At 39.9% G+C, this 18,216-nt stretch carries 19 protein-coding genes and 2 pseudogenes; 12 read left to right on the forward strand and 9 right to left on the reverse strand.

Features of this window, described 5'->3' with window-relative positions:
• Positions 1–9 precede the first annotated feature (9 nt).
• Together AACV33_RS01140 and AACV33_RS01145 are read left to right on the forward strand one after the other, a co-directional pair.
• Positions 10–211: pseudogene (locus AACV33_RS01140) on the forward strand (IS6 family transposase); the annotation flags it as partial.
• Between the two features lie 318 nt (positions 212–529).
• On the forward strand, positions 530–1,612 hold the full coding sequence (locus tag AACV33_RS01145; RefSeq protein WP_182699704.1) for a formylglycine-generating enzyme family protein: 1,083 nt from the start codon (positions 530–532) through the stop codon (positions 1,610–1,612).
• A gap of 78 nt (positions 1,613–1,690) precedes the next feature.
• Here the strand turns inward: AACV33_RS01145 and AACV33_RS01150 are convergent, their stop codons facing one another.
• The 7 genes and pseudogenes from AACV33_RS01150 to AACV33_RS01180 all read right to left on the reverse strand — a co-directional run bounded on the left by AACV33_RS01150 (position 1,691) and on the right by AACV33_RS01180 (position 9,395).
• Positions 1,691–4,132, reverse strand: coding sequence for a LysM peptidoglycan-binding domain-containing protein (locus AACV33_RS01150; RefSeq protein ID WP_182699705.1), 2,442 nt, complete (start codon positions 4,130–4,132; stop codon positions 1,691–1,693).
• Positions 4,133–4,147: 15 nt separating this feature from the next.
• Positions 4,148–4,741 carry a DUF4123 domain-containing protein gene (locus tag AACV33_RS01155; protein WP_182699706.1) on the reverse strand — a complete coding sequence of 198 codons (594 nt, stop codon included), beginning with the start codon at positions 4,739–4,741 and terminating at the stop codon, positions 4,148–4,150.
• Positions 4,723–6,988: pseudogene (locus AACV33_RS01160) on the reverse strand (type VI secretion system Vgr family protein). Before AACV33_RS01160 ends, AACV33_RS01155 begins: the two are co-directional and overlap by 19 nt.
• A gap of 70 nt (positions 6,989–7,058) precedes the next feature.
• A complete protein-coding gene (locus tag AACV33_RS01165) occupies positions 7,059–7,577 on the reverse strand; it encodes an Hcp family type VI secretion system effector (RefSeq protein ID WP_012548873.1) in 519 nt (172 codons plus the stop codon).
• Positions 7,578–7,795: 218 nt separating this feature from the next.
• Entirely contained in the window at positions 7,796–8,377 is a 582-nt protein-coding gene (locus tag AACV33_RS01170; RefSeq protein ID WP_182699707.1) for a DUF2913 family protein, read from the reverse strand.
• Positions 8,378–8,386: 9 nt separating this feature from the next.
• Positions 8,387–8,995, reverse strand: coding sequence for a DUF2913 family protein (locus AACV33_RS01175; RefSeq protein ID WP_182699708.1), 609 nt, complete (start codon positions 8,993–8,995; stop codon positions 8,387–8,389).
• Positions 8,996–9,164: 169 nt separating this feature from the next.
• The gene (locus AACV33_RS01180; RefSeq protein ID WP_182699709.1) at positions 9,165–9,395 is read right to left on the reverse strand and encodes a DinI-like family protein; all 231 of its coding nucleotides are present in this window, start codon (positions 9,393–9,395) and stop codon (positions 9,165–9,167) included.
• A 535-nt stretch (positions 9,396–9,930) separates the two neighbouring features.
• On the opposite strand from AACV33_RS01180, the gene AACV33_RS01185 reads away from it, so the two are divergent.
• Positions 9,931–10,095: a hypothetical protein gene (locus tag AACV33_RS01185; RefSeq protein ID WP_182699710.1), complete on the forward strand. Its 165-nt coding sequence runs from the start codon at positions 9,931–9,933 to the stop codon at positions 10,093–10,095.
• A 283-nt stretch (positions 10,096–10,378) separates the two neighbouring features.
• Here AACV33_RS01185 and AACV33_RS01190 read toward each other — a convergent pair whose 3' ends face one another.
• On the reverse strand, positions 10,379–11,206 hold the full coding sequence (locus tag AACV33_RS01190) for a hypothetical protein (RefSeq protein ID WP_182699711.1): 828 nt from the start codon (positions 11,204–11,206) through the stop codon (positions 10,379–10,381).
• A gap of 501 nt (positions 11,207–11,707) precedes the next feature.
• A complete protein-coding gene (locus tag AACV33_RS01195) occupies positions 11,708–11,893 on the reverse strand; it encodes a hypothetical protein (RefSeq protein ID WP_182699712.1) in 186 nt (61 codons plus the stop codon).
• A gap of 196 nt (positions 11,894–12,089) precedes the next feature.
• Here AACV33_RS01195 and AACV33_RS01200 point away from each other — a divergent pair, with 196 nt between their 5' ends.
• The 9 genes from AACV33_RS01200 to AACV33_RS01240 all read left to right on the forward strand — a co-directional run bounded on the left by AACV33_RS01200 (position 12,090) and on the right by AACV33_RS01240 (position 18,216).
• Positions 12,090–12,329: a hypothetical protein gene (locus AACV33_RS01200; RefSeq protein ID WP_182699713.1), complete on the forward strand. Its 240-nt coding sequence runs from the start codon at positions 12,090–12,092 to the stop codon at positions 12,327–12,329.
• Between the two features lie 111 nt (positions 12,330–12,440).
• Entirely contained in the window at positions 12,441–12,941 is a 501-nt protein-coding gene (locus AACV33_RS01205; RefSeq protein WP_220488567.1) for a hypothetical protein, read from the forward strand.
• 1 nt (position 12,942) lies between these two features.
• Positions 12,943–13,593, forward strand: a complete 651-nt coding sequence (gene elbB / locus AACV33_RS01210; protein WP_182699714.1) for an isoprenoid biosynthesis glyoxalase ElbB — start codon at positions 12,943–12,945, stop codon at positions 13,591–13,593.
• A gap of 594 nt (positions 13,594–14,187) precedes the next feature.
• Positions 14,188–14,394 (forward strand): hypothetical protein, encoded by a 207-nt coding sequence (locus AACV33_RS01215; protein WP_105064454.1) that lies wholly within the window; start codon positions 14,188–14,190, stop codon positions 14,392–14,394.
• A 214-nt stretch (positions 14,395–14,608) separates the two neighbouring features.
• Positions 14,609–14,758 (forward strand): hypothetical protein, encoded by a 150-nt coding sequence (locus AACV33_RS01220; RefSeq protein WP_182699715.1) that lies wholly within the window; start codon positions 14,609–14,611, stop codon positions 14,756–14,758.
• A 70-nt stretch (positions 14,759–14,828) separates the two neighbouring features.
• On the forward strand, positions 14,829–15,035 hold the full coding sequence (locus tag AACV33_RS01225; RefSeq protein ID WP_182699716.1) for a hypothetical protein: 207 nt from the start codon (positions 14,829–14,831) through the stop codon (positions 15,033–15,035).
• Positions 15,032–15,388 carry a hypothetical protein gene (locus tag AACV33_RS01230; protein ID WP_182699717.1) on the forward strand — a complete coding sequence of 119 codons (357 nt, stop codon included), beginning with the start codon at positions 15,032–15,034 and terminating at the stop codon, positions 15,386–15,388. Before AACV33_RS01225 ends, AACV33_RS01230 begins: the two co-directional genes overlap by 4 nt.
• Entirely contained in the window at positions 15,385–15,699 is a 315-nt protein-coding gene (locus tag AACV33_RS01235) for a hypothetical protein (protein WP_105064456.1), read from the forward strand. The genes AACV33_RS01230 and AACV33_RS01235 overlap by 4 nt, the downstream gene beginning before the upstream one ends.
• A gap of 12 nt (positions 15,700–15,711) precedes the next feature.
• Complete coding sequence (locus AACV33_RS01240; RefSeq protein WP_182699718.1) at positions 15,712–18,216, forward strand: VirB4 family type IV secretion system protein; 2,505 nt, start codon at positions 15,712–15,714, stop codon at positions 18,214–18,216.

Raw genomic sequence — 18,216 nt, forward strand, 5'->3', positions numbered from 1 at the left:
AAAATATGCCCTATCAAAAAGCTAGTCGTTGCCTCGGGTGGTTTCAAATACGAAAACGGGCTTGGTCAACCATTCAAGGATTTTAATGTTTACGAATGCTGAATAAGGGACGATTCGATTTTTGGTTGAGCAATGATAAACGTAAACGACAGCGCGGGAGAGAGCCTCCTTTCTCAATAGCTTACTCAATATTGAAGTTGTTTTTCAATAATAATGAGTCTGTTGTAAGAGTTATTTACAAGCTCAAATTATTTGCAACAGCCCCTCAGTCTGAGTTAAACCACAATCAAACCAAAAAATAGCTAATATCGAACATCAAATTAGAGCTAAAAATAGCCGAAAAAAAATGGAGGTTCAAATTATCTCATTGGCTAACTTTGATACGAAAGGTATGTAACTCGTATTTTAATAACAGTTCTTACTCGTAGTGAACTTAATGAATAGAAAACTGAGTAAACCTCACAGATTACTTCCTGCAATTCAAGCTCAAATAGCTTAAAATAAAAACATAAAATTATAAGGAAGAATTATGAAAAACAAATGGTTAGGATTGGCTTGTTTACTGCCATTATTAAGCGGCTGCAACGATGCCAACTCCTCTATCAGCGCATCAAGTGAAACGGTATCAAAACAACAGATTGATACCGTCATTACCAACATCAAAAAATTGTACCCTGATGCATCAAATGAATTGAAACAACATACATTAAATACTGCAATTCGTGCTATTGAAAATTTAGTCTTTGTAAAAGGCGGAAGTTTTGAAATGGGGGATTTTAGAGCTCCTTGTGAAATTCCAAGTGGGACAATCAATCGAATAGATTGGGAACCAGATTCACAATGTTTTGCTTCCCCATCAAGCACAACCACAGGTGCTAATAATATACACAAAGTAACGCTTGATTCTTACTCTATGTCTACCTATGAAACCAGTTTTATGGATATGGAGTGGATGCGCCAAATTAACGGGTTACCTGTCGCTGCTGATAAAATGGATGGGTATCATATTATTAAAGGCGAAGTTATCGAAAGAGACTCTAAAGAATATAAATACCTATTAACACGCAGAACTAATCGTGCAACAAGAACAATTAATTGGCAGCAAGCAAAAGGTTACTGCCAATGGTTAGGTAACCTCACAGCGCTGCCTTTTGACTTACCAACCGAAGCGCAATGGGAATATGCAGCCCGCAGTCGCGGTAAAAAACTTTACTATGCAACTAACAATGGTTATCGACAACTTCTTGGTTCTGGTTATAACAACCCTTCAACAGGCTATCGTGTTAATTATACCGATGAAGAAGCCAATTCCAGCACAGAAATAGAAGCTTATATTGGGCGCTGGTCAGCCAACCCATTAGGAGTATATGGTATGAGTAATAATATCAGTGAGTGGGTTAATGATTGGTATTCACCAACCTATTACCAAGAATCACCAGAGCACAATCCACTAGGGCCAAAAACAGGGAAAGAAAAAATAATGCGAGATGCGGGAGGAGCCACAATGACTTTTGCCAGAATCCCGAACAATATTGAAGAAGATAGATATTACCCAAGTAATAGTTTTCGCTGCTCTCTTCAACAAGAAACGCCAGCTACCTCTCGTAATTAACCTTTAACATTTATCGCCCCTAACTTTAGGGGCGTATCTTTATTAAGTTACCGCTTTCTTTCCACTACCTAACAATCATCAACTTAGTTCAGCTTTTGGAGTAAATGGCATGGACATTAACTCTGACTGTTTTTTCGCTTTTGCTAAACGATAAACCCAACCATTGAACTCTCTTTGCTGCTCTCCATCTAACACCGTATTAATACGTTTTAAATTAGCAAATAACTTTTCGTAGCCTGCTTCTCTCGTACCAAAATCGTTCATGCGAGATAAAATTTCTTCAAACTTACGCCAACTGTAAGTGGTTTTTTTTAATAAGTAACAAATAGCGCTTTCTTGAGCTTCTTCACTTCGCAAGAAAAAGTCTTCCACTAAGGTGTTGAGCATCATACCAACCACTTCAGGCAACAATTGGTCCGAGGGAATACCACTAAACACTGCTTCATTCATGATACGCTGAGAGAGTATGTCAGCTTCTTTTTGACGTTGAAGTGTTGCATCTCTCTCATTCCATACAAAGTTGATAGCTTCTTGACCTAACATAACACCTTGCTTTAATGCTTCAACAGGGTCTTTAACAATATCAGAAGCAAAGGTTAAATAACTGGCCTTAATTAAATAGTTGTAAGCCTCTTCATCTATATTTTCAAGTAATCGATACCCTACCCATTGAAGTCCTTGAAGGATCACTTTCGCCAGCTCCCACAACTGCTCTAAGTTAATCAAAGAAGCAAAGCTGCCACTCCCTCCAGGACCACATACCAAACGTCCTGAGCACGCAAAGTAAAAAGCCCCTTCCCTAAAAGCTAATTGAAAATCGACACCAGCACCAAGACCACCAGCGATGTTTCCTTCTCCTGAAATTTCAGCTAATTTTTGAAAATCAATGTGAGTGCTCTCTTTCACATTCGGTGGGGCTTGCCATTCCGCACTGCCGGTAACTTTACCGCCGACCTGCATTCCTGCAAAACCACCCACTTTAAGACCTACCTGACCGCTACTATTTGAGGTCGCTATAGCAACATTAGGGCTGTACATGGCACCAATACTGCCATCCCCTTGAGGTATTTTTCCAGCTGAAGCACCAGCACTCACCATTCCGCCAGCAAAGGCACTTAATTGCATTTCACCTTTGAGCCTAAAACACCCAAAAGCATAGGTGGCGGTTTTTTTATTTGCATCGGTATACGTTAACTTAGCTGCGTAGCCCCCTTTATAAGGTAAGAAGCCTTCTATTTTTACCGAAGCCTCTGCAAGAGAAACCGACGCATCTCCACCAATAGCAATCCCAGTTTTATCGATGGTCGCTGCGGCATTCGCCCCCCAGCGAAGTAATTGTGCTTCATAACTCACGGCTATTTTGGTGTTATCCCCTTCTCCCCATAAGTTATATTCCTTCTTGGATTCAAGCCAATTCCATCCTTTTGCATCCCATTTCGCGATCTGATTTTTTAATGGACCCTCTTTTATATTACTTCTTATATCAGCACTAATGTCTTTTACGACGGCTTTCATGACGCCTTTTTTATTATTATCAATGAACGCTTGTCTGGTATTGGTTCTATCTGGTAGCTGACGCCAGTGCTCTCGTTCTCGGTCAAAAAAATCAGCACGAATATAAATATATTTATTCTCAAGCACCGAAAAAACTTCAATTGAATGACGCTTTAACTTATTTTTTCCTTTTATATTTGCATGATTGACTGACTGATTATTTGGTTTTATTGGTGATGGTTTACTTTGCGCTTTCTCTGCACTTTTTTGTACGATGATCAGTTGTTGCTGACGTAATAAACCTAGGTCGGTATCAATACGCACAAGCGCTTCTGATCTTAATGCACCAACAGAAACGTTATCGACATAAAAACCATTCTCATCGTAATTAGTCACAAACGCCTTTGCCTTTTTAAGCTCGGAAATTTGTGTTTCTATAAATTCCGCATTTTCATTGTTTTTCTCGTTTGTTTGTCTTCTTGCTTCATTTCTTTGACTTTGCCTATCAAGACTTGACTCAGATAAGTGGATAGCTCCTGCATAACTCGCCGCCTCTAACCACGCTTGTCTTTTTTTTGCATGTAATGCCACTTGCTCTTTTGTTGCACTTTCTTCATTAGGTGTTGCATTAAGAAGTTCGACATAACCTTTAATCAGCTTATCCGTCTCCTTAACTTCTTCTTTTACAAATTGATGCGCCTTCTCTCCCACACAGTAAAAATCCGTTTTATGCTCGCCTGTCACAAATAAGATGTCATGCACCTCCTTTGGTTGACACACTGGTGGAGACATCAATGTACAGGTATCTGATACAGGACGAGGGTGCACGGGCTCAATAATATACCCCTGTTTTACCACCTCATCGTTCAGCACTTCAGGAAGGCGAACGCTATCACCCACATGAATTAAATCAGGATTGGGCTGATATTGTGGGTTTAACTCAAGCAGGGTGGTAAAAGCAACGTCATTATTAATCGCAATGTTAAGCAACGTATCGCCACGTTGAACAATATAAGATGGACTCATGGTGTGATTACTCCTTTACCACTGAGTTGAAATGGATGTCATCGACGCAAGATGCAGCTCGGTCATACTCCATTGATAATCGGAAAACGGGGCCGCAATAGGTGCCAATACAGAAACACTTAACCACCTCTTGTTAAACCACGTTATTTTATTGATAGGAGAAAAATAATCACGACGCTCTTCATCTGAGAGGGAGGCGACTAGTGGCAATAATCCTCTCGGATCGTAATATCGAAGAAAGAGATCACCAACGCCTTTTTTAACGACTAACGCATTACGTAGGGAGTACATCAACTCACTGCGACTTGTTGTACTTGCCGTATGAAATAATGCACCGCAATGGGTGGTACTCATTTTTTTTATACAGATATTCAACAAGACTTGAGCGCTCGTTATGTTAATAACAACGGGCCCATTTTTTATCGCACTAAATGGGGTTGCATTAAATAAATTAACGATTTCTAGCTCATGGGTATGAGGGCTTAATTCGACGTTCCACTCAGGCCATAATTCGGGTTCAATAACCGCATAAAGGATCTCTTCCTCCCCAAAGACAGGGACTTCAATGCCATTAACTCGCCATTGTTTGTTTAACTGTGCAGTTTGCATATATCCCCCTGACCGCATTGACATAGCTCTTTAATAATTGAGCCTTCTTGAACCATTTCACTGTACACCGAAGAATTCATCACAGGCTTGGTTGATGCCAATGGCGACATTGAAAAAGTACGAGGAGGGTTAACGCTCACACTGCTACTTTGACTGGCCGCCGCGCCAGGGTTAATCGCAACACTCCCCCCAACTAAGGCGACCGAGCCTGAGCCATCAATCGTAATATTTGAGCCATACAAAGTGATGGTGCCGTTATTTTTTAAAATGAAACCGGAACTGCCTACTGTCGCGTTAATTTCATCCGCACTAATAATCGTATACTCACCATCGGATTTCATGGAGGCATTGCTTCCGACCTCTACTGTTAAGAGTTTGCCAACAGTTAACGTATCGTCAGCGCTAATGTCACTGCTTCTTGCCCCCATAGTGATCGTGCTTTTATCACCAGAAATCGTCAGTTCATCATTTTTTCCCACCGTACTATTACGATCCCCATGAACCTCTAACGTTTGTTTAGCAACAACGTTCTTTTCCATATTAGCGTTGTAGCTGACCTTGACATCTTGCTCAATCGTTTCCGTGAACGTTTGCTTAGTGATTGAAATTTTATTACCTTCAATGGTTTCTTTTCTGTCTTGCTTGATGGTATTTTCTTGATTACGTCCAACGGTTAGCGCTTCATCATTCCCTATGGTTCTGAATCGGTTATTAAGAACCTTGGATCTCATGTCTTTTTGAGCATGAAAATAAACTTGCTCTTGATTGGCTTCGTCTTCAAACGACATTTCATTGTAGCCCTCACCCTTGTGAGTTTGGGTACGAAACACCGTTTTAGTTTTGTTCTCAGGTAATGGGTAGGGCGGGGTATTCACTCCGTTATATACCGTACCAGTTACTAATGGTCTATCAGGATCCCCATCTAAAAAGGTCACGACCACTTCGTGTCCTATTCTCGGTAAATAGACCGCGCCCCAAGTAGGCCCCGCCATTGATTGACACACACGAAGCCAACACCCTGCATACTCATCATTATTTCCATAACGATCCCAATGAAACTGCACTTTAATGCGTCCGAGTTTATCGGTGTAAATCTCTTCCCCTGCCGGCCCGACAACGACAGCCGTTTGAGGTCCGTCAACCACAGGAGCGGAGAGTGTAGGGGAGCGGAACTCAACGTCTCGTGGCAAACAAATAAACTGGTTCTGATAAGTGGTCGGTAGACCGCTGGACTCTTCTTCATGCACTTGTGGGTTATGACCAGAGTGGCTTACTGACAGTAACGTATAATCTCTATTTATGGCTTTTCTTGGATGTCTTATCAACTCGAAGCTATAGCCTGCCGTTAAGCGCATAATGCTGCTTTCCGCTTCTATTTGATGGCTTTCAAGATGATTATCCGCTAAAAGAGAAACCGCTTGTAACTGACCTTGAGAGGCTTCAGCGTAACGACCTGGGGAATCAAAAAACGCCAAATCAGTATCTCGATCCCTTTGTTGCTCCACTTGCAGAGGAATACGGGGTTGCTCGTAGTTATAATCGGTTTGAGTCACGTGACCGGTACGAACCCGATGATAAGTGCTTAACTCAAAGACGTGCTCCCTATCTGCATTTCCGCCCCCCCTCAGATTGATACACGAATGGTCCCATATAAGAAGCATTTTCTGGTGAGCTGATAATTTCTGGTATTGCATCATTTTTATCGACAATCACTAGCGTATGATTACTTTCACTATGCTCAAAGTAATACCATAATCCCTGCTCAGCCAATAAACGTTGAACAAAATGGCTGTCCGTTTCACGATACTGAAGCACGTATTCTTGAGGAGGGTAGGCGGCAGAAAGCTCAAAACGATAATCGGTCACAGCCCCGCCATCAAGCACCTCAGTGACAATATCAATTACAGATTTATCTTGAAATATCCGACAATCTTGACGCTGAGTTAGAAACCATAATTGAGGGGAGAGGGTGATTTGATAACGGGAAAATCGACGACCAACCCCTAAGTAACGCACCTCATTCACAACACCATGAAATTGACGACTATTCCCCATCCCCTGACCCATCAGAGTCAATAAAGCAGGTTTTCGACTTAATCCATCAAACGCGATATCCGCATCAAGTGAAAGTAATGACAAAGTGACGCGAAAAGGGCGAGACAACTCTTCAACCACATGAAAACTCTCGACACGAAACTCATGGGCTGTGCCAAACACCGTAAACGTAAATTCTATCTCTTTACTCATGTCTTTTACCTGATACTAATACGACAAAAGGGCCAACAGGGCCCTCATTTAAAATTATGTCTTCGCGTCATTACGCTTCGCGAGGTTTACGCCAATCGTCATCGCCAGCCGTACCACACGTTTCGTGCGTTACTTCAATGGCACGATAAGTAAACTTCAGAACTTCTTCTGTTACGCGATCTGAGGTTGCGGCGTCTTGGCAATGAGCCATGCGAGTTTGCACATCAACCAATAATGCATCGATAAGTTTAATGGTGTAGTAATGCTCTTGCTTACCAGACGTGGAAGTACGGTAGAAATTGATGCTACATTCCGGTAATTTCTCACCAGACACTAACGCATTAAATAACAATGGAGAGCATCGATCTTGTTGCTTAGTCACGATCACCGGACGGTGGACACGTTGGCCAGTAGGTTGGCCACTTTGTGGATCACGTGGAACGGTTAATACATGATCAAGCTCTTGAACTAAAAATTGATCGATGTGTGCTTCCTGCCAGGTATTACCGACAGAATCTGCTGAATAGGCATCTTTGGTGATATCGCCCTGAACTTCGCCTTTTATTGACATATACGCAGGAGTTGGCATCGTTGTATTCCTTATTTTGCATTCTATTTAGGAGCGTGTGTTACACGAGTTAACCTAGATAGAGCAATTAGAATGCCAACATTAAAATACCTATATATCAATAGGTTAAATAAATTCAATTTTTATCTTTTTATTTATCGACCAATAAATTGGATCAATAACCAAGAAGTTGTTCTGGTTAACTAACCAAAAGTATGACAAAAAACCTCCGATTTTTATTACTCAGGGACTCGTTTTAGTATCACTTGAGAATACTTATTTTCGTCAATAATGCCTCGTTCCGCACAAAATAACGTCCCCATCTCATTAATCGCTTGCACCAAAAAAGCGGCACTCAGACTATCAATATAAAAAGACAACGGGGCAATAAAGCGGTTATGTTCATCAAAAGAGGTACTCAATGCCTTTTGGTTCGTGTAAATGACTTTACTCTCACGATAAAGATCTTGCTCATCAAGCATCGACTCAAACCCGTGATCTTCATACAAATGATAAACCAACAAATTCAGAATATCCGCGTCCGTTTGCTTGGCGTTATAATCCAGGTTCAATTGATGTAACTCATTCAATCTCGCCTCCGCATTTCCGCCTTTTTTGGCAACGAAGACTAAGAGCTTGATGTCTTTTTTTATCAATACGTTCCGGGGTAGTACTATTTGTTGCTTAAAGAATTTAAGCAACAACTCATTGCGTTTTGTTTTAGGCATAAAACGAGAAGAAGAGGCAATGTAACTGTAAAGGTGAAGCAATGCGTCGGTCGTAAACTCATTAAATACTCGGTGATAATGTATATTGTGCATTATTTCCTCCTATTTTCCCGGGGATGAAGAAGGGCTAGTCTCCACTTTCTGCAGTACAATCGTCGCACATCCCTCAGTTGTCGAGCTTGAGGCCAGCTCAGCGACAAACATTCCTCCATGACCATTAATTAATTCAACCAGCCGCTCAGGCTCATCCATAATGATAAATAGAGGTAATGGGGTAATTAAAAGATTGTCGTCATTAAAGCAAGTATTGATCTCCTCACTGCTGGTATAGAGGATCCCTTTTTCTCGGTGACTTTCGGGCTCATCCAGCGAAGAGGTAAAACCGTGTTTTTCATGAAGGTAAGTCAATAAAATAAACAAATGATCTGCGTCAGTAAATTTATCGCCATACAGGTTGTTTACTTTATGTAACGCCCACAATTTAGTTTCGATGTTATTGCCTTTTCGGGCGCTTACCATCAACGTTTTAATGTCTTTTTTAATGATAGTGTTACAAGGTAACTTCATGTGTGTTTTAAAAAATCGGATGAACATGTCATTGCGTTTTTTAACTGGAACAAACTGTGAGGTTCTCTCGATATAACTGTATAAATGAAGCAGAGCCAAGGTCGTAAAATGAGTCAAGGTTTGGTGATAGTTAAGTTTACTCATGGATCTCGCTACTAAAAAAAGGGCGTTGATTTCGTTAGGACAACGTCCTAAAGAAAATCAGTATTGAGGACATATTTTATCAGAAAATCAGAAAGATATACGGTATTCCCCTTCAATTTTATGGACTCCGTCTCACCGCGATAATTAAATTGATAAGAGCAAAGGCACACTATGTATATAACCACTCCTCGGCCTCATTAAACATCTGCTCAACAATTTCATTAGCGGCTTTTTTATCGTCTTTAGGTGCGTAGATATCAAGGTGATTATTGGCGCCTTTTCTAATTCGAATACGCGCATCGGGGTAAGACTCCCAGACTCGACGTTCCATTTCTTGTTGAATAAGCGAAATACCTTCTTTCGGGAGTTGAGCTGTGGTGATCATCATTTCAATTCGCATAATACTGCTGCCTTTTACTGTGTGTACATACAGTGTATATCATTATTTAAGGATCAACTAAACAAAGTGAGTATTACTGAAATGGATTAGAAAAACCGAAACGAATAAGAATAGGAGTTAAGTTAAAAGTGTTCTGATCTCCTTTCATAATTAACGTACCTAATGATATCTATATATTAGTTTCACTTGGAGAAACCGCTTTTAGTTTAGAGCTTTGTAAAATAAGCTCGATTTTCTGTGATTTGCCGAGTGCAACGAGCCCAATCACAAAAAATGAGTACCACTTCTATCATGATGATCTGTTTAACGTGTTAAAACTGTTTTTAAATACAAAGCGCTGGTTTAAAGAGAGCTGAAAGGGTCATGACTGGGTGATGGAATGAGTTAACAGTTTAGGGCGATTTATTACCACAAGATTGATTGTGAGCGCATAGAGAAAGAAATAACACCTAATTAACAGCAACCTCTGCTTCTTTCCTGCCAAGATGCTCTTAAGTGCGTTGATTTTTCAGGGTGCATTGGATTTTCCTGTCGTATGACGAAAGAAATGTTCAGCGCAGCCAGTGATATAGATGAACCTATTTATAACGATGGTTTGAACTGGCTGGGGGCCCGTTCATTTTTTATCGATGGCGTTAGTGAGAGAGATAAGGGTGATAAAAATGAATGGGAGGTACTTATGCTCTTATTCTTTTGTTAAATATTTATTTACTTATTTATTTAAATACAAAGTACTAATACGTGAGTACTCATAACCGCAGTCGCTTATTGTTTCCAATTCTAGGGCTTTTTTTTAAGGTGACTTTCTTGCACTACCTTAGTTGTGGATAAAGAAATAGAGAGGACATTGATAAGAAAGGACCTGATAATGGAGGCGTTAAGTCTTGATTGCCCTGGTATTTCGATATAAAAGGGGAGTAAAAGACGTATTCAATAGGCTCAGACGTGCGAATACCTCCGCTTGCGCGGATACGTTTATCACATCAATGGGGAGAAAGGTGAGGCTGATACGCTTCAAAGACGGTTTTAACGCTCTGAGCAAAGCCATTGAGCTTCTCAGCGTTAAAGACTTCTTGTACACCAGAGGCGATTTCTCGGAACGACATCCAAGAAAAACGTAATCCTTTTTGCTCTTGGCGTTTTCGAGACGCAATAATCAACGCACAAATATTACTGTAACGAACGACTTTTAAATCAGAGAAGAAACGCTCAGTGAATTGTTTATAGGCAGGCGCACTACGAATCGTACCCTCAGTCATATCAACACATACGTTAACACGTTCACTGTGTAAATAACCGGCGCGTTTTAGGTACGAGATCGCTTTAGCGAACGACTTAGGCGAAATAAAACGTCCAAAACGTAACGCATAATCTTCTTGTAAATGATCATAACTAATGGTTTTAAGGCCAGCTTCCGTCGGCAATCCGATACGGCCACCGATTAAGTCGGTATTCACAATGATGCAAGCAAGCACGCTCGCCACTAATCGTCGGCATTGAATGTTATTCACGCCTTCACCGCCCCAGGCATTCAGCGCAGGAAAACGATTAGGGTTATCAATGAACTCTTCACACGATTTTAAAATACGCGCGTATTCAGGCGGCAAAGTTTCCCATTTACCGCTGCGCAGCAAACGTCGAGAGCGAAAATCAAATTTAAAGGGATTCTTAGGCTTCTTATTGTTTTCTTCTTCAACCACAGAATGATGAAGCGAGATCAGCTCTTGCTTACGCACTTTACGTTTAGCACGATACTCAGCGTCATACTCTTTTTTGGATTGGAGTGTAAAGTGAAGATCAGAAGGCTTCATGAGACACATCCTCAACATAATCACACAAAGCATAAGCTAAGGTATTACGATGATAGGAGTGGTGTCTGGGTTTTCTCTGCTGCAAGAGGCAGCCATAGATTGTATTTGGCATAATTAGATTCTCAACTGTTTATAGGGTGTTTGGGTCTCACTCCAAACAATGGATCCAATCTATAACAAATGATCACAAAGATCAACTGATTGTTTTTTGACAAATTTTAGGTACAAAAAAGCCGACCCAGTTGAGGAAGTCGGCTTTTTTGCAAATGCTATATCGTTGGATTGAGAGTCCAACACATTCTAATTCTGAAAAATACACTACATAGAATACTATGTAGTAGCGTGCTATGTAATGCACTTTTGACTCCAGAACCTAAACGCATTATAGATTTAGCGATAAAAAATGTCCAGTTTAAAAACACAATTTACATTAAATTAATGTTATTAATTTAATTGATAAGCTAACAGCTAAGCATTCAACATTGAAAAAAATATTAGTCTCTAATTCTTTAATGTTTTTTTAGCACTACTCGTCAAGACATCTCGAGCCCAATCACTAACAGAGCGGTGTTCTTTAGATGCTAATTTCCATAACTTTTTATCATCTTCTGTACAACGTATTTCTTGTTTTTTATCAAGAGTAATATCCTTCTCAGGACGCCCTCTCACTCGTTTATCATCTTTCATTAGTATGATTCCACTATGCCATTATAGAAATTTAACATATTTGATTTTCCTACACACCTATGTATAATTATTGTCATGACATTAAATGTAATTTACTTATATAAAAAACCAGTACTATGTGCAAATTTCAATCGCTAACTAGGTAGGCTGCAACCTACTTAGTTAGCTAAACACACTAAATAAAAAGGTATTTAGCATGTCTACACTAAAGCTTATCAATAAAGACGTCACAACAAAACTATTTCCTGAACTTACGGAGAAACAATCCCAAGTTCTCATGTTTTGGGCTCTAGGCGGAAATCTATCAGCATACGCTAAGTTTACAGGCCTAGATTTATCTAACCTGCGTAGAACCTTAGTTCGGTGTGAAGAAAAATTAAACGTAAAAGAAAAGCAATTACGTTCATTAACATTGATGAGAGTAATAATTCAGTGATATTTAATAAATATCACTCTATTTCACATGATATTTCTGGATAAAACATCTCAGAAAATTTTTAATAAATAAGCTACCTTAATATAATTAATTAAATTAAGGTGGCTTATTTTGAAATTACAACGTTCAAATATACTGTTAGCTTCTTTTTCTTTATTTGGATTACTTGGCTGGTTTTTGTATATATTTAACCCTCAAGTTAATGAACCCCATCCCCTTCAATATGATTTGTTGTCTCCATCAATGACCGTTTCTTACGTCAGAAGCCAAGTTTGGTATCACTCAAGAGGAAAGTTGGTTGAACTAAAATCAATACTTGGTCAAAACTTAAATAATCGAACACTAAAAATTAAAATAGAAAACATGTTAAAGCATAGAACATCGGTTTATATAAACGAGTTTAACAGTTTAAAATCATCAATTCCTAGGCTAGGAAATTGGTATAAGGAAAATTTTGACTTTAAAAACTTTCTGAATGATGTAAATATCATTGCTTGCGATGAAAAGAAATCCATTCCTGTAAAAATAGATGAAATAACGGATGTTATGGAACTCTATCAAAATAAAACGACTGAAAAACTATCCTATAAATTAAAAAATATCAGAGGCTAACATGAAAAAAAATATCGCTATAATATTATCTGGATGTGGCTATTTAGATGGTGCTGAAATCAATGAATCCATATTAACAATGCTTGCATTAGAAGAGGCAAATATAAGCTATAACATTTTTTCTTTAAATAAAAACCAACACCATGTAGTAAACCATCAAACCGGAGATGAAGAAGAAGGTGTCAGAAACATACTCGTCGAAAGTGCAAGAATAGCGAGAGGTAACATACAAGATATCAAAGACTTGGAAGCCGAAGAATTTGATGGCATCATTGTCATTGGTGGTTTTGGCGTTGCTAAAAACCTATCTAACTTTGCGATCCTAGGCGAAAAGTATTCTATCGATAATGATATTGAAAAAGTGTTATCTCAATTCAAAGAGCAACAAAAAGCGTCTGCGTACATGTGTATATCGCCAGTTCTACTTCCTAAGATTTATGATAAACCTAGATGCACCATCGGAAATGACGCAGACACAGCCTCTATTATCGAGAGCCTTGGAGGCCAGCATATAGAAGTACAATCAGATCAAGTTTGTATCGATCAAAAAAATAAAATTATCACTACACCTGCCTATATGCTATGTGGTTCTATTTTAGAGGCGAGAAAAGGAATATCAAAGCTAGTTAATGAATTTAAACAGATGCTATGATTTTCTTTTTATCTATTACTATAAATTTCATTCTCTTTTTACTATTACTGAAAAAAGAGAACATTCACACTGGCGAGATTATATATATAAAAGATACGCGAGAATTATATATAGACACAATGATGTTATGTTCATTTAGAGAACGCTCATCTAATCATCAACTATTTGAATTTATTCTAAATAATAAACGTGTTACTTTTTACGATATTAAAGTGAACATATTTCCACACGTAGATAAAAACATTAAAAAATCAATTGCATCATTACGATTACCTAATGATTTCATCATATTAGATGGCGATAATGTATTTTTATCAAAAAATATAAAAACACGCTAACTATAGTAGAAGTGGGTTACCCACTTCTACTCACTTCCTCTAACAGCCACCTACTTCTTACCCACTTACATCATCAATATTTACATCAATTAAATTAAACATAACAATAATGACCATAAAACAATAAAAAAACTCGTACATATAATTTAAGTACATGATATTAAAATTGATTATTTTTGTTCTTAATCACCACGAAATAAATAATACATTAACTTATTATATCTACATTACATTAATCAAATTAATAGGTACTTATATGGCACAACTATCTATTCCTGTTAGAGATGGATTACCTAGCGACATTACCGATCTAGCAACTGAATTTGGATATAAAGTACATGGTAATGGTGGGACAACAAAATTAATTTCCGATATTTTAGAATCGATTATCTTGAAACATAATCACCCTAAATCTAATTTTGACCTAACCCAATTAATTGAAAAAAAAGCCAAACCTAATTAATAAAACTTTTGCTCTTTAATAACCAGCGCCAAGGCTTATCATCTCCCGGATTATTCACGTGTGAACGTCAAGACGCCCTCTTTGATGATTAACGACAAATGCCCGTAATAATTTGTCAGTGTCCCAAGGACATATCACCCCCTATTTGGCAGGGTAATCAATGCATCCGATTGATTGTAATGTGAGTTGGATTTTACTTTTGGAAGGACCCATTATGTCAAAACTTAAAAAAAGCAACGTAGATAAAGCCATCCAATTTACTCAACCTCTTTCTTATCGCGTATTACACTGGCACCGAGACAACAATGGTAATGTCATTAAAACTTTTATGCCTCTCAAGCCATATCAAACCCTGCAACGCTAATATCTTAAGTTTCCTAATCTCATTTTACTGAGTGATATTAGGTAACTTCCCTCTAAAAAGTAGGCCATTAATGATTATCATCTCACCTACCCGTATAGGAAAAAGCTCACCTCATCGACTGTTTTGGGTAACCCCTTCAATGAACAGTAAGGACAACGTAATGAAGCCGGTACAAACTCAAGAGATCATCGACAATCCATTGATGTCGTTGAGCTGGAAACCAAAAAAATGCATCGCAAACCCCAACTGGTTTAACAATCGAGCGGGGAACAAATGATTTCAAAAACAATTAATCCAAAACTCAAACACACCTCAGCCCTAAAAAATATCACCCTAATTCTTGGCCTTCCTGTAGAAGTCTTCGCCATTACCTTACTCTTTAGTGGGTTTGGTGCAGGCTTATTGATTTCATTGAGTGGGCTTTTTATTGGTTTATTACTTGGGTTTGGGTGGTCCTTACTGCTGTTTACCCCAATGCGCCACATTCATAAAGACGATCCTTATGCATGGCGACTTTGGATGCACTCCTTAGTTCGCCCCACCTTTAGTTCAATGAATATTGAAAAAAAAGACGTTCGCGTCTTATTGACTCATCGAGTCATTCCTTTTTATCAATGGAGAAAAAAATGAAACACACCCACATTAATCTTTTGCTTCTTCCTCTGTTTCCCGCTCTAGCTTACGCGCGCTCTGTCGATTTGGGCTCAAGTGGCGGTGGTATCTTTGGTCCCATTGCCGACTTCTTCCAAGAGATCGTCGATTTTCTTGGAGGCACTGGCACTCTGTTTGTCATTTTTGTCGCTCTGGTGGCAGGCATTGGCTTATGGGTATTCATCCCCAAACAAGCAGGTGCCGCCATGGGTTGGGTTTTTCGAGGTTGTATTGGTGCCATTGGATTATTTGGTATCGGTACGCTCATCACTTGGTTACAAGGATTCTAAACAGGAGACATTATGGCCGCATTAAATCACGCCATTCACACCTTTGCGGCCATGGATTCCATGGCCATCACTGATACTGGCCATGTTATTGGCGTTCTTGAACTGTCAGGCGCCGAGCCCGCTCTGCTCAGTGACACCGACAAATCCCTAATTACACAGCTATTACGCTCCCTCATCCAACGCTTACCTGTTGATGCAAGTTTGACGCAATATTACTTTCACCAAAATAATATCCCTGTGACATTATCAGAGCGCGATAACCCAAGAAGCAACCTTGTATCCACGCGTCGTGCTGAGTTCTTAACGAACAAGCGAGACATCAACCAGTCTTTTCTTTATTGGGCGATTGATATTGCCCCTTCATCATCACTGACCGAAGGCAAGGGACTGATTACTGCCTTTTTTAATGCACTCTTTAATAAAGACAAGAGACATGAGTTGCTTTTAGCGTTATCTCATCGAGAATGTCATTTACTCGAAGGTAGAGCGTTGCTGGCTCAAATGGACGCACTCAATGACGCCTTAGATAAGTTACTTTTAGGATTAAGCTTTCGCTCACTCTCAAACAATAAGCTCAATGATGGTCAACTCTTTTTTCTACAAAAAGCCTTAGTGCATTTATCCCCGTCTTATTTATCGTGCTCGAACGAAATGGCCCCTTGCTCTGATTGGGATAAATACTTGGCCACCGTGGAAGTTCAACCGGTTGTCATTAATGGCATTCATTATTTAAAAGTCACCGCAGAGCAAACCATTTATGCCCGCATTGCCAGTGTGCAAGGCGTCGGAATGGAAAGTACCCCAGAGAGCGCATGGGGCTCAGAGCTTGCCCCTTCACTTGAAAAAGGCAATTACCTCTTCTTTACTCGTTTCACTCCCTTCTCAAATCCAGAGAAGCATCGAATGGTAAAGTCTCGTGAAGATGAGATTTATCGCTCACAAGTGACCATCACCGATTTAGTCATGGGCACCTCTTCATCCGATTCAATGAGACAAAAAATCAATGCTAATCCAAGACTCAAGGCAACGTTATCTGAATTAGATGGCATCAATCACGACTCAGATAAGTACGGCACCTTTAAATCCACAATCGTTGTCTTTGATACTACGCCGAATTTAGTTAATGAAAGGGTTAAGCGCCTTAATTCAGTCCTGGAGAACGCGCACTTTCATTTGCTATGGGAAAGCATTGGACTGCTTGATGCGTATGAAAGTATCTTGCTTGGTGCCATGCCCACTTCGCTTCGTACCAGCACCATCAACACCACCCAAGCCGCCGCCCTGTCTCTTTTTTATCGCTCAAACGTGGGATTGCCTTTATGGGAGTTTGGTGCCTCAAAAGAAGAAGCCTTATACATCTTAGAGAGTGATGACGGCGTGCCGTTTCATTACACCCCGTTTGTTGGCGATAAATGCCTAGTCATAGGTGTGGGCCCAACCCGAAGCGGAAAAACCTTTTTTAAAAACTGCGTGGCCACCCATTTTTCAAAGCTAGGCGGCATGTATTGCGCCATGGACATTGATAACGGCTCTGAGCCCATTGCGCGCTTTTTTCAAGAAGAAGGCGCTATTTTTCGCTTAAGTGACACCCAAAGCTGTGAAGGATTTAACCCGTTTATGATGGCCACTGGAAGTAATGATGACGGCTTTCGCCGCCACATGATGGGACTGATACGTCTCATGCTTCAAGAGAATGAAGCCATTGAGCTGCAGACGCTCACCTCAGAGGAGCAACAACAATTAGACCACGCCATTTTGACCACTATCTCCCAAGACAATGAGGCGCTGAAAAACTTCTCCGCCATGCTTGGGCAATGCGCACCAAGTGTTCATAAGAAATTGGCGTACTTTAAACGAGGCGGGCTTTATGGCCGTTTGTTTGATAATGACGTGGACGCCATTGGCGTCTTAGACAAACCGTTTTCGGTGTACAACACCGAAGGCGTCAAAGATACCCCTCGTTTAGCGGCGTTAGTGAACACCGAGCTCTTCTTTCGAGCGGTTCGCTTGTTTGAAAACCCTGACTATCGAGAGCGCGCTAAATTTTTAGAAGTCGATGAGTGCCAATACGTTCTTTCCCAAAAAGGCGCCGCGGAATTTCTCATTAAAAAAGCCCGAACGTGGTTTAAACATGGCGGCGGCATGGGATTTTGGACTCAATCTCCTAAGCACTATTCCTCTCTTGATGAATGGTCCACACTGCGCAGCGCCGCAACCACCTTTATTTTCATGAGTGACAAAGAAATGAGTGAGCACGAGTACATCGACGCCTTTCCTTTTCTTTCCCCTCACGAATGCCAAGTCATTTTAAATCTCATTCCAAAGCAACAAGCGTTCATTAAACAAATGGACATTGGTGTCGCTAAAGTTGTGAATTTGCACGTGGAGCCAGAGCAATACGTTATTGCAACCTCAAGGCCGCATGAAGCCGCCCTTGCGGTCCGTATTTACGCCCAAGAAAGCAACATTGATGTGGCCATCGACAAAATAGTGAATGAGCTCGGATTAAGGAAATAA

Origin of the sequence: Aliivibrio sp. SR45-2 (genome assembly GCF_963890165.1) — a bacterium.
Taxonomy (GTDB): Bacteria; Pseudomonadota; Gammaproteobacteria; order Enterobacterales; family Vibrionaceae; genus Aliivibrio; species Aliivibrio salmonicida.